The organism is Curtobacterium sp. MCBD17_013, assembly GCF_003234565.1.
In the GTDB taxonomy this organism is placed as follows: domain Bacteria; phylum Actinomycetota; class Actinomycetes; order Actinomycetales; family Microbacteriaceae; genus Curtobacterium.
This window is the reverse complement of record NZ_QKTU01000002.1, coordinates 178,799-190,890: the sequence shown is the minus strand read 5'-3', so window position 1 is coordinate 190,890 and position 12,092 is coordinate 178,799. Positions and strand designations below refer to the sequence as shown.

10 protein-coding genes are annotated in these 12,092 nt (G+C 69.4%); 9 read left to right on the top strand and 1 reads right to left on the bottom strand.

What is annotated here, in order from left to right; genetic code table 11:
* The first annotated feature begins 66 nt into the window (after positions 1–66).
* The 9 genes from uvrA to DEI81_RS03455 all read left to right on the top strand — a co-directional run bounded on the left by uvrA (position 67) and on the right by DEI81_RS03455 (position 11,102).
* A complete protein-coding gene (gene uvrA / locus DEI81_RS03495; protein ID WP_258368471.1) occupies positions 67–3,096 on the top strand; it encodes an excinuclease ABC subunit UvrA in 3,030 nt (1,009 codons plus the stop codon).
* The gene (uvrC, locus tag DEI81_RS03490; protein ID WP_111009123.1) at positions 3,097–5,091 is read left to right on the top strand and encodes an excinuclease ABC subunit UvrC; all 1,995 of its coding nucleotides are present in this window, start codon (positions 3,097–3,099) and stop codon (positions 5,089–5,091) included.
* 60 nt (positions 5,092–5,151) lie between these two features.
* Entirely contained in the window at positions 5,152–6,036 is an 885-nt protein-coding gene (gene rapZ, locus DEI81_RS03485; RefSeq protein ID WP_111009122.1) for an RNase adapter RapZ, read from the top strand.
* A gap of 45 nt (positions 6,037–6,081) precedes the next feature.
* On the top strand, positions 6,082–7,062 hold the full coding sequence (gene whiA, locus DEI81_RS03480) for a DNA-binding protein WhiA (RefSeq protein WP_111009121.1): 981 nt from the start codon (positions 6,082–6,084) through the stop codon (positions 7,060–7,062).
* 198 nt (positions 7,063–7,260) lie between these two features.
* Positions 7,261–8,265 carry a type I glyceraldehyde-3-phosphate dehydrogenase gene (gene gap / locus DEI81_RS03475; protein ID WP_111009120.1) on the top strand — a complete coding sequence of 335 codons (1,005 nt, stop codon included), beginning with the start codon at positions 7,261–7,263 and terminating at the stop codon, positions 8,263–8,265.
* Positions 8,266–8,268: 3 nt separating this feature from the next.
* The gene (locus DEI81_RS03470; RefSeq protein ID WP_111009119.1) at positions 8,269–9,486 is read left to right on the top strand and encodes a phosphoglycerate kinase; all 1,218 of its coding nucleotides are present in this window, start codon (positions 8,269–8,271) and stop codon (positions 9,484–9,486) included.
* Entirely contained in the window at positions 9,483–10,262 is a 780-nt protein-coding gene (gene tpiA, locus DEI81_RS03465; RefSeq protein WP_111009348.1) for a triose-phosphate isomerase, read from the top strand. The genes DEI81_RS03470 and tpiA overlap by 4 nt, the downstream gene beginning before the upstream one ends.
* Before the next feature lie 218 nt (positions 10,263–10,480).
* Positions 10,481–10,732 (top strand): preprotein translocase subunit SecG, encoded by a 252-nt coding sequence (gene secG, locus DEI81_RS03460; RefSeq protein WP_111009118.1) that lies wholly within the window; start codon positions 10,481–10,483, stop codon positions 10,730–10,732.
* A gap of 4 nt (positions 10,733–10,736) precedes the next feature.
* Positions 10,737–11,102, top strand: coding sequence for an RNA polymerase-binding protein RbpA (locus tag DEI81_RS03455; RefSeq protein WP_111009117.1), 366 nt, complete (start codon positions 10,737–10,739; stop codon positions 11,100–11,102).
* 199 nt (positions 11,103–11,301) lie between these two features.
* On the opposite strand, the gene pgl is transcribed toward DEI81_RS03455, so the two are convergent.
* Positions 11,302–12,072: a 6-phosphogluconolactonase gene (gene pgl / locus DEI81_RS03450; protein WP_111009116.1), complete on the bottom strand. Its 771-nt coding sequence runs from the start codon at positions 12,070–12,072 to the stop codon at positions 11,302–11,304.
* Between the last annotated feature and the right edge of the window lie 20 nt (positions 12,073–12,092).

The window sequence follows — 12,092 nt, the reverse complement described above, 5'->3', positions numbered from 1 at the left end:
AGGGGCGAACCCCGTGGGACGCGCGGGGCGGGCCGGATGTCAGACGGGCTTCGTAGAATCGAGGTGATGACCATCACCTCCGACCGCGGTACTCCTTCCTCCGATCTGGCGGCCTTCGGGCAGCCCGGCGAGCCGCACGTCCCCGGCGCCAGCATCTCCGGGACCTCGACCTCGACGCTCAGCGTCCGGGGTGCGCGCGTGCACAACCTGCGGGACGTCGACCTCGAGATCCCGCGGGACTCCCTCGTCGTGTTCACGGGTCTGTCCGGCTCGGGCAAGTCCTCGCTCGCGTTCGACACGATCTTCGCCGAGGGGCAGCGTCGGTACGTCGAGTCGCTGTCGGCGTACGCGCGCCAGTTCCTCGGGCAGGTGGATCGTCCCGACGTGGATTTCATCGAGGGACTCAGCCCCGCCGTGTCGATCGACCAGAAGTCGACGAACCGCAACCCGCGCTCGACGGTCGGGACGATCACCGAGGTCTACGACTACATGCGGCTGCTGTGGGCGCGCATCGGCATTCCGCACTGCCCGGTGTGTGGCGAGGTGATCAGCAAGCAGTCGGTGCAGCAGATCGCCGACCAGTTGATGACGCTCGAGACCGGTACGCGGTTCCAGGTGCTGGCACCCATCGTGTCGAAGAAGAAGGGCGAGTTCGTCGACCTCTTCCAGGAACTCGCGGCCTCCGGGTACGCGCGGGCCATCGTCGACGGCGAGCGCGTGCAACTGAGCACACCGCCCACGTTGAAGAAGCAGGTCAAGCACGACATCGCGGTCATCGTCGACCGCCTCGTCGCGTCGGACGACGTCCTCGGGCGCCTGACCGACTCCCTCGAGACCGCACTCCGGCTCACCGGCGGCACCGTCTCGATCGACCTCGTCGACCACGAGGGCCCCGGTGCGGTTCGGACCTACTCCGAGAACCTCTCGTGCCCGAACAACCACCCGCTCGCCCTCACCGAGATCGAGCCCCGGACGTTCTCGTTCAACGCGCCGTTCGGAGCATGCCCCGAGTGCTCCGGCCTCGGTACACGGATGTCGGTCGATCCGGACCTCGTGCTCGGCGACCCCGAGGCGAGCCTCGCCGACGGCGTCGTCCTGCCGTGGACGGGGACGGGCGGCCTCTACAGCTACTTCGAGAAGCTCCTGCAGGGACTCGGCAAGGAGCTCGGGTTCCGGCTCGACACCCCGTGGAACCAGCTCGACCCCACCGTCCAGGCAGCCATCCTGACGGGCAAGGACTTCGAGGTGTCGGTGTCCTGGCGCAACCGGTTCGGCCGTGAGATGCGCTACACCAGTGGTTTCGAGGGCGTGATGCCCTACATCGAGCGCAAGTACGGCGAGGCCGAGACCGACGCGCAGCGCCAGCGGTTCCAGGGGTACCTCCGCGAGGTCTCGTGTCCCGTCTGCGACGGCACGCGCCTCAAGCCCGAGGTGCTCGCCGTGACGGTCGCGGACCGGAGCATCGCCGACGTCTGCGACCTCAGCCTGGAGGACTCCCACGCCTTCATGGAGTCGCTCGCCCTCACCCCTCGGGAGGCCCACATCGCGGCCGCCGTGCTGCGCGAGATCCGCGCGCGCCTCGAGTTCCTGCTCGAGGTGGGGCTGTCGTACCTGACCCTGTCTCGTGGTGCAGGGTCGCTCTCCGGCGGGGAGGCCCAGCGGATCCGCTTGGCGACGCAGATCGGCTCGGGCCTGACCGGCGTGCTGTACGTGCTCGACGAGCCGAGCATCGGCCTGCACCAGCGGGACAACCGGCGTCTCATCGACACCCTGGTCAAGCTGCGCGACCTCGGGAACACGCTGATCGTCGTGGAGCACGACGAGGACACGATCCGGACGGCCGACTGGATCGTCGACGTCGGCCCGGGTGCGGGCGTGAACGGCGGTCGGATCGTGCACTCGGGGCCGTACCAGGAGCTGCTCGACAACCGCGGTTCGACGACCGGGGACTACCTCGCGGGGCGTCGTGCCATCGAGCTCCCTGCAGAGCGTCGTCGCGTCGACCGGAAGCGCGTCATCACCGTCCAGGGGGCGCGGGCGAACAACCTGAAGGACGTCGAGGTGCAGTTCCCCCTCGGGGTGTTCACGGCCGTCACCGGGGTCAGTGGTTCCGGCAAGTCGACGCTCGTCAACGACATCCTCTACAAGGTGCTTGCCAACCAGCTCAACGGTGCTCGACACATCCCGGGCAAGCACACCCGCGTGAAGGGCCTCGACCAGCTCGACAAGGTCGTGCACGTCGACCAGGCGCCCATCGGCCGGACCCCGCGGTCGAACCCCGCGACGTACACCGGTGTGTTCGACCGGATCCGGAACCTGTTCGCCGAGACGCAAGAGGCCAAGACCCGCGGCTACGGGCCCGGTCGCTTCAGCTTCAACGTCAAGGGCGGGCGCTGCGAGAACTGCGCGGGCGACGGCACGATCAAGATCGAGATGAACTTCCTGCCGGACGTCTACGTGACGTGCGAGGTCTGTGGCGGTGCGCGCTACAACCGCGAGACCCTGCAGGTCCACTACAAGGGCAAGAACATCTCCGAGGTGCTCGAGATGCCGATCAGCGAGGCGGCCGAGTTCTTCGAGCCGATCTCGGCGATCCACCGCTACATGAAGACCCTCGTCGACGTCGGACTCGGGTACGTGCGTCTCGGTCAGAGTGCCACGACGCTCTCCGGTGGTGAGGCCCAGCGCGTCAAGCTCGCGACCGAACTGCAGCGTCGCTCGAACGGGCGGACCGTGTACGTGCTCGACGAGCCGACGACCGGACTCCACTTCGAGGACGTCCGCAAGCTCCTGCTCGTGCTGCAGGGGCTCGTCGACAAGGGCAACACGGTCATCACGATCGAGCACAACCTCGACGTCATCAAGTCGGCGGACTGGATCGTCGACATGGGCCCTGAGGGCGGGTCGGGTGGTGGCACGGTGCTCGCCACGGGGACGCCGGAACACGTCGCGGACGTGCCGGAGAGTCACACGGGCGTGTTCCTCCGCGAGATCTTCGATGCCCAGGACGCCCGAGTGGGCGCGCAGCGTGCGGTCGACCGTCGGTCGGCGGACCACGTGGCCGGACGCAGTCGGGTCGCGGCGGAGGTCCGGTAGGTGGCGGACACCGTCCCGTGGCGACCGAGAGCGAGCGAGATCCCGACCGACCCGGGCGTGTACCGGTGGCGTGACGCCGACGGGCGCGTGTTGTACGTCGGCAAGGCGAAGAACCTCCGTGCTCGCCTCAGCAACTACTTCGCACCGCTGCCGACCCTGCACGAGCGGACCCGGCGGATGGTCCTCACGGCGGCGAGCGTCGAGTGGACCGTGGTGGGGAGCGAGATCGAGGCCCTCCAGCTCGAGTACACGTGGATCAAGGAGTTCGATCCGCCCTTCAACGTCAAGTTCCGGGACGACAAGTCGTACCCGTACATGGCGATCACCCTCGGGGACGAAGCCCCTCGGGTCATGGTCACGCGGAACCGGAAGATCCGGGGCGCCAAGTACTTCGGGCCGTACCCGAAGATCTGGGCGGTGCACGACACGATCGACCTGATGATCAAGGTGTTCCCGATCCGCACCTGTTCGGACTCGAGCTACAAGCGCGCGATGCAGACCGGGCGGCCCTGTTTCCCGGGGCAGATCGGCAAGTGCGGCGGTCCGTGCTCCGGTCGGGTGTCGATCGAGGAGCACCGGGCGATCGTCGAGGAGTTCGTCCGCTTCATGGGCAGCTACGACCGGCGGGTCATCAGCGAACGTCGTGCACGGATGGCAGCCGCCGCCGACGCCATGCACTACGAGGAAGCGGCCCGCTACCGCGACCAGGTCGAGGCGCTCGAGGCGGTGCTCGAGAAGAGCGCGGTCGTGCTCCGCGACTCGGTCGACCTCGACCTGTTCGGTGTCGCCGAGGACGAACTCGCGGCCGCGGTCCAGCAGTTCACGGTGCGGGGTGGCCGGATCCGAGGCGTGCGGGGCTGGGTGGTCGACAAGGAGCTCGACATCAGCACCGGCGAGCTCGTCGAGCAGATCGTGCAGAGCGTGTACGCGGGAGCCGAGGAGCCGCCGCGCGAGGTCGTCGTCCCGGCGCTGCCCGAGGACGCCGACGCCCTCGAGACCTGGCTGTCCGAACAGCGTGGTGGCCGCGCGGTACGACTCAGCACAGCCCAGCGTGGTGACCGTGCCGGCCTGGCGAAGACCGCGACGGTCAACGCGGCCCAGGCCCTGAGGCTGTACAAGACCAAGCGGTCGGCCGACTACACGACCCGCTCCGCCGCGCTCGCCGACATCCAGGACGCCCTCGGGATGACCGACGCGCCGCTGCGGATGGAGTGCTACGACATCTCCCACCTGCAGGGCACGAACATCGTCGCGTCGATGGTCGTCTTCGAGGACGGCCTGCCACGGAAGGACCAGTACCGGCGCTACACGATCGCCGAGTCCCGTGACGACACGGACAGCATGTACCAGGTGCTGTCACGACGCCTCGCGCGGCTTGACGAGGACGCCGACCTCCCGACCGTGGCGGACCCGACCAGCGACGAGGTCGTCGAGCAGGGCGCACGCACCAAGCGGTTCGCGTACCGACCGCAGCTGCTCATCGTCGACGGCGGTCAGCCGCAGGTCGAGGCCGCTGCCCGGGCGATGGCCGACGCCGGCGTCACGGACATCGCGCTGTGCGGGATCGCCAAGCGCCTGGAGGAAATCTGGTTACCGGGCGATGACTTCCCGGTGATCCTGCCGCGGAACTCCGAGGCGTTGTTCCTGATCCAGCGGATCCGTGACGAGGCGCACCGGTTCGCGATCACCCACCAGCGGACACGGCGCAAGCGCGATGTCCGGAGTCGGCTCGCCGAGATCCCCGGCCTCGGTCCGACGCGCGTCAACGGTCTCCTCAAGCACTTCGGGTCCGTGGCTCGGCTGCGCGATGCGACACCGGAGGAGATCGCCGAGGTCCCCGGCATCGGTCCGGCGACGGCCGCTGCCGTCCGGAGACAGCTCGACGCGTCGGCACCGACGTCAGCGCCCGAACCCGGGTCAGCGCCCGAAGCGCCCGAACCCGGGTCAGCGCCCGAAGCGCCGGATCTGCCCGCGCTCCATTCGGTGAGCCGCTAGCCTGGGCGGACCAGTCCGATGACGACCACACCGCACGGTGACCACGGAGCGCGCTCACGAATGACCGACCTCAGTAGTCCCTCGCACGACGTGCTCATCGTGACCGGCATGTCCGGCGCGGGGCGGTCCACCGTCGGGAAGGCGCTGGAGGACCTCGGCTGGTACGTCGTCGACAACCTGCCGACGCAGATGCTCGGTCCGTTGACCGACCTGGCCGAGCGGGCGGGGGAGTCGCTGCCGAAGATCGCGACCGTCGTGGACGTCCGCGGTGGGAGGTTCTTCACCGACCCCGAGGGGGCCGTCCGACGACTCCGGGACAGCACCACCGCACGGGTCCGGGTGCTCTTCCTCGAGGCGACCGACGCCGTCCTCGTCCGGCGGTTCGAGCAGGTGCGGCGGCCCCACCCCTTGCAGGGCGAGGACACGCTCCTCGACGGCATCGGTCGAGAGCGGTCGCGTCTGCTCGGACTCCGTGAAGCCTCGGACGTCGTGATCGACACGTCGGACCTCAACATCCACCAGCTCGCCGCCCGGGTCGCGGAGCAGTTCGCCGAGGACCGGTTCGTGGGCGTGCAGGTGACCCTGATGAGTTTCGGGTTCAAGTACGGACTGCCCGCCGATGCGGACATGGTGGCGGACGTCCGCTTCCTCCCGAACCCCTACTGGGTGCCGGAACTCCGCGAGCACACGGGCCTCGACGCCGACGTCGCGGACTACGTCCTGGGCCAGGACGGAGCACGTCCGTTCATCGACCGCTACGCGGCGGCGGTCGAGCCGGTGCTGGCCGGGTACCAGCGAGAGAACAAGAGACACGCTACGATCGCCATTGGCTGCACGGGCGGCAAGCACCGGTCCGTCGCCATCGTCGCCGAGCTGGCGAGTCTCATCCGCGGGATGCCGAACGTGGCCGTGCGCGTCAAGAACCGCGACCTCGGTAGGGAGTGACCGACCCTCCCTTCCCGCGTGCCCCCGAACGTAAGGAATGATGCATTGCCGTTGACTGCCGAGGTCAAGGACGAACTGGCCCGCGTGGCCGTGAACCGCAACACGGTCCGCGCCGCGGAACTCGCGACGGTGCTGCGGTTCGCGGGTGGCCTGCACGTCATCTCGGGCAGGATCGCGGTCGAGGTCGAACTCGACACCCGGATCATCGTGCACCGCGTGCGGAAGGACCTCGCTGAGTTGTACGGCGTGCGGAGCGAGGCGAGCGTCGGCTCGTCCGCATCCGCGCGGCGCGGGACCCGCTACCTGGTCCGCGTGCTCGAGGCGGGCGAGACCCTGGCGCGCCAGACCGGTCTCATGGACGCCCGTCGTCGCCCGGTTCGGGGCCTCCCGAACCGACTGACGACCGGCAACCGTGACGACCTCGCCGCCATCTGGCGTGGCGCCTTCCTCGCCACCGGCACGCTGACCGACCCGGGGCGCGCTGCCGCGCTCGAGGTCACCTGCCCCGGGAACGAGGCTGCGATGGCGCTCGTCGGAGCGGCGTCCCGCCTCGGTGTCGCCGCGAAGGGCCGGGAGGTCCGGGGCGTCCACCGCGTCGTGATCCGTGACGGTGAGGCGATCGGCCAGATGCTCACCGTCATGGGCGCAGCGCGGTGCAGCGCGGAGTGGGAGGAGCTCCGTCAGCGTCGCGAGGTCCGCGCGACCGCGAACCGGCTCGTGAACTTCGACGACGCGAACCTCCGTCGCTCGGCGCAGGCGGCGGTCGCCGCGTGCGCCCGGGTCGAGCGAGCGCTCGAGATCCTGGGCGACGACGTCCCGGACCACCTGAAGTACGCAGGGGCACTGCGGCTCACCCACCGCGATGCGAGCCTCGACGAGCTCGGGCAGCACGCTGAGCCTCCCATGACGAAGGACGCCATCGCCGGACGCATCCGGCGCCTGCTCGCGATGGCCGACAAGAAGGCGCTCGACCTGGGTGTCCCGGGCACCGAGGCGAACCTGCCGGACGACCTCGACGAGGCCTGAGCGCTCGGCCACGGACCCGCGGACGCGTCTCCCGAGCCCGTCCATGACGTCGCTCGACGGCGTGCGTCGAGGGGTCTGTGCCGACTGCTACTGTCGTCCCGACGACGTCTCGGGCGTATCGTCAGCCTCAGGCGCAGGCCCCGACCTGCACTCCGAACACCAGCGTCGAAAGCACGCTCGACAGACACAGGAGTTCCATTGACCGTCAAGATCGGCATCAACGGCTTCGGCCGGATCGGCCGCAACTTCTTCCGGGCCGCCCTGGCCAAGGGCAGCGAGCTCGAGGTCGTCGCGGTGAACGACCTCACCGACAACAAGGCGCTCGCTCAGCTCCTGAAGTACGACTCGATCACGGGCAAGCTCCCGGCTGAGGTCGGGCTCGAGGGCGACAGCATCGTCGTCGACGGCAAGCCGATCAAGGTCCTGGCCGAGCGCGACCCCGCCAAGCTGCCGTGGGGCGAGCTCGGTGTCGACATCGTCATCGAGTCGACCGGGTTCTTCACGAAGGCCGAGGACGCGCGGAAGCACATCGAGGCGGGCGCCAAGAAGGTCATCATCTCGGCGCCGGCCACGGGCGACGACGTCACGATCGTGCTCGGCGTGAACGAGGGCACCTACGACCCGGCGTCGCACCACATCATCTCGAACGCGTCCTGCACGACGAACAGCCTCGCGCCGCTCGCCAAGGTGTTCAACGACGCGTTCGGCATCGAGCGCGGTCTCATGACGACGGTGCACGCCTACACCGCGGACCAGAACCTCCAGGACGGCCCGCACAAGGACCTCCGCCGCGCCCGCGCCGCCGCGCTCAACATCGTGCCGACCTCGACCGGCGCCGCCAAGGCCATCGGTCTCGTGCTCCCGGAGCTCGCGGGCAAGCTGGACGGATTCGCGCTCCGCGTGCCGGTGCCGACCGGGTCGATCACCGACCTCACGCTCGAGACCTCCTCCGACGTGACGATCGACGACATCAACGCGGCGTACAAGGCCGCCGCGGAGGGGCCGCTCAAGGGCATCCTCGAGTACAGCGACGAGCCGCTCGTGTCGAGCGACATCACGACGAACCCGCACTCGTCGATCTACGACTCGGGCCTGACGAAGGTCATGGGCAACCTGGTCAAGATCACCTCGTGGTACGACAACGAGTGGGGCTACTCAAACCGCCTGGTCGACCTGACGGAGTACGTCGGGGAGCGCCTGTAACCCATGGCACTCCGTACCCTCGAGGACCTCGGCGACCTGGCGGGCAAGCGCGTCGTCGTCCGGTGTGACCTGAACGTCCCGCTGGCCGACGGCACCATCACGGACGACGGCCGCGTGCGCGCGTCGCTCGGCACCCTGAATCGACTCATCGGAGTCGGCGCACGGGTCATCGTGATCTCGCACCTCGGGCGGCCCGACGGCGAACGCAAGGCCGAGTTCAGCCTCGCACCCGTCGCGCAGCGGCTCTCCGAACTGCTCGGCAAGCCGGTCGCCTTCTGCGACGAGACCGTCGGTGACGCCGCCACCGCAGCCGCCGGGGCCCTCGAGGACGGCGACGTCCTGGTACTGGAGAACCTCCGGTTCAACAGCGAGGAGACCGCGAAGGACGCCGGCGTGCGCGGCGACTTCGCGGACCGCATCGCCGCCATGGGCGAGGCGTTCGTCTCCGACGGATTCGGCGTCGTGCACCGCAAGCAAGCGAGCGTCTACGAGTTGGCGGGAGCGTTGCCGAGCGCGGCCGGACTCCTGATCGAACAGGAGCTCGGTGTCCTCGAACGCCTGACCAGCGAACCGGAGCGCCCCTACACCGTGGTGCTCGGCGGCTCGAAGGTCAGTGACAAGCTCGGCGTGATCGCGCACCTGCTCCCGCGAGTGGACACCCTGTGCATCGGGGGCGGCATGCTGTTCACGTTCCTCGCGGCGCAGGGCCACGGTGTCGGGTCGTCGCTCCTCGAACGCGACCAGCTCGACACCGTGCGGGGCTACCTCGACGAGGCAGCGCAGCGCGGCGTCACCATCGACCTGCCCACCGACGTCGTGGTGGCGTCCGGATTCGCGGCCGACGCCGAGCACGAGGTCGTCGCGGCGGACGCGATCGAGTCCGCCCGCTTCGGCCCGGACGGCATCGGTCTCGACATCGGGCCGGAGACCGCGGCGCGGTTCGCGGACGCGGTGCGCGGCTCGCGGACGGTGTTCTGGAACGGCCCGATGGGTGTGTTCGAGTTCCCGGCGTTCGCCGCTGGGACCAAGACGGTCGCCCAGGCGCTCACCGAGGTCGAGGGCCTCGGGGTCGTCGGTGGCGGTGACTCCGCGGCCGCGGTCCGCTCACTCGGCTTCGACGACGACCAGTTCGGTCACATCTCGACCGGTGGCGGGGCGAGCCTCGAGTTCCTCGAGGGGAAGAGCCTGCCCGGCCTCGAAGCCCTCGGGTGGAGCGCATGACCCGCTCGCCGCTCATCGCGGGCAACTGGAAGATGAACCTGGACCACCTCCAGGCCATCGCCACGGTGCAGAAGCTCGCCTGGACGCTCAAGGACGCCCGACACGACCACGACGACGTCGAGGTCGCGGTGTTCCCGCCGTTCACGGACCTGCGGAGCGTGCAGACGCTCGTCTCGGCGGACAAGCTGCGCATCCGCTTCGGCGGACAGGACCTTTCACGGCACTCGTCCGGCGCGCACACGGGCGAGGTCAGCGGGGCGTTCCTCGCCGCCCTCGACGCGACGTACGTGATCGTGGGGCATTCGGAGCGGCGGACCGAACACGGGGAGACCGACGAGATCGTCGCGGAGAAGACGGCCGCGGCGCTCCGGCACGGCCTGGTTCCGGTCGTGTGCGTGGGTGAGACCGCCGAGGACCGGGAGTCCCACGGTGCCGGCAAGGTACCGGTCGAGCAGCTCGAGGTGGTGCTCCGCGCCGTGCCCGCCGCCGAGATCGTGGTGGCGTACGAGCCCGTGTGGGCCATCGGGTCCGGTCAGGCCGCGACGCCCGAGCAGGCGCAGGACGACTGCGCCGCGCTCCGTCGTGCGATCGCGACCGCATGGGGCGACGACATCGCCGCGAGCACTCGGGTGCTCTACGGCGGTTCCGTGAAGTCCGGCAACATCGCGGGGTTCATGCGGGAGCCCGACATCGACGGCGCCCTCGTCGGCGGCGCGAGCCTCGACGTCGCCGAGTTCGCGGCCATCTGCCGCTTCCGGCAGCACGTCGGCCTCTGACCACCGTCGGTGCGGGCCGCACGTCTCGGGCCGCACGTCTCGCCTCGGGCCACACCTCGGTGCCGGACGCGTTCCTCCGCATGCCGTGGCAGCCGGCCCGGCACCGCCCGGGAGGCTCGACTCCGGCCGGTACCGTGCCTCACGTTCCCGGTCCGGCGCGCTGTTCGGCGTGGCCGTGCCGTTATACTCGTACAGCTGACTGACACGAAAGGGTCCGCGTGGTCATCCTCCAGGTCGTCCTCCAGGTGCTGCTCGCCATCACGAGCCTCCTGCTGACGCTGCTCATCCTCCTGCACCGCGGTCGCGGCGGCGGTCTCTCCGACATGTTCGGCGGTGGCGTGACGAGCAATCTCGGAGCGTCCGGCGTCGCAGAGCGGAACCTCAACAGGATCACGGTGATCCTCGGGCTGGTGTGGATCGTCTGCATCATCGTGCTCGGTCTCATCAGCAAGTTCACGGCGGGGAGCTGAATACATGGCATCCGGAGGCAGTGCAATCCGAGGGTCACGCGTCGGCGCGGGCCCGATGGGGGAGCAGGACCGCGGCATCCAGGCGGACCGAGTGGCGATCTCGTACTGGGACGCGCTCGGCAACGAGACCGTGCGGTACTTCGCCGCCGGTCTGCCGGACGAGGAGATCCCCGAGGTCATCGACTCACCGTCGTCGGGTCTCCCGGCCGGGCGTGACAAGGACAACCCACCCCTCGTGACCAAGACCGAGCCGTACAAGACGCACCTCGCGTACGTCAAGGAGCGTCGTACCGAAGAGGAAGCTGCGCAGCTCCTGGAGGAAGCGCTCCAGCAGCTCCGAGCTCGTCGCGGGACGCTCAAGTCGGAATAGCCCGCGGCGTCGCCCGTCGACGAAGCCCCGGCTCCCATCGCGGGAGGCCGGGGCTTCGTCGTCCCGGCGATCGCCGGGTCCGTCTCGCCCATGGGCGACCATCCGGCGGCCTCGGGCGGAGCTTGGCGCTCGGGGAACGAGGACGGCCCCGGTGCTCCTCGAGGGAGCACCGGGGCCGTCGGACGACGCTGTGCGGACGTCAGTACGTCGACGCGATGAGGTTCTCTGGCACGTCGCGCGCGGCGTCCTGATCGATGAAGAACACGGTCCGCTTCCGACCCTGCACACCGCCGACGGGGACGTCCTCGACCGAGGCGCCGGCCAGGGCGAGACCCAGCACCGAAGCCTTCTCGGCGCCGGACAAGACCACCCAGACGCGCTGCGACGCGTTGATCACCGGGTAGGTGAGGGTGAGCCGCTGCGGCGGCGGCTTGGGGGAGTCGTCGACGGGAACGACGCTGCGGTCGGTGATGGCCAGCTGCGGGAACTCCGGGAACAGCGACGCCGTGTGGCCGTCGGGCCCGACACCGAGGAGGGTGATGTCGAAGCTCGGCGCCATCGCGTCGGACGATGCCGAACCGGCCAGCTCCTCGGCGTACTTGGCTGCGGCCTCGTCGATCGTCAGGCCCTCATCGCTCGACGGCATCCGGTGGATGTTGTCGTCCGGGATGGACACGTGGGCGAAGAAGTCCGACTCCGTGCCGGTGTCGTTCCGGTCGGCGTCGCCCTTCGGGACCCATCGCTCGTCGACCCACCAGACGTGGACCTTCGCCCAGTCCACGCTCTCGCGGGCGGGAGACTGCCCGATCGCTGCGAGGACCAGCGTCGACACCGAACCACCCGAGATGGCGATGGACGCCTGCCCCTGGTCGTCGATGACGTCGATGATCTTCGTGATGAAGCGAGCGGCGACCGACGCGCCGAGGGCCTGCTTGTCCGGGTGCACCAGCACCCGTCGTTCGTTGGTCACGTGACTCCGTTTCGATTGCG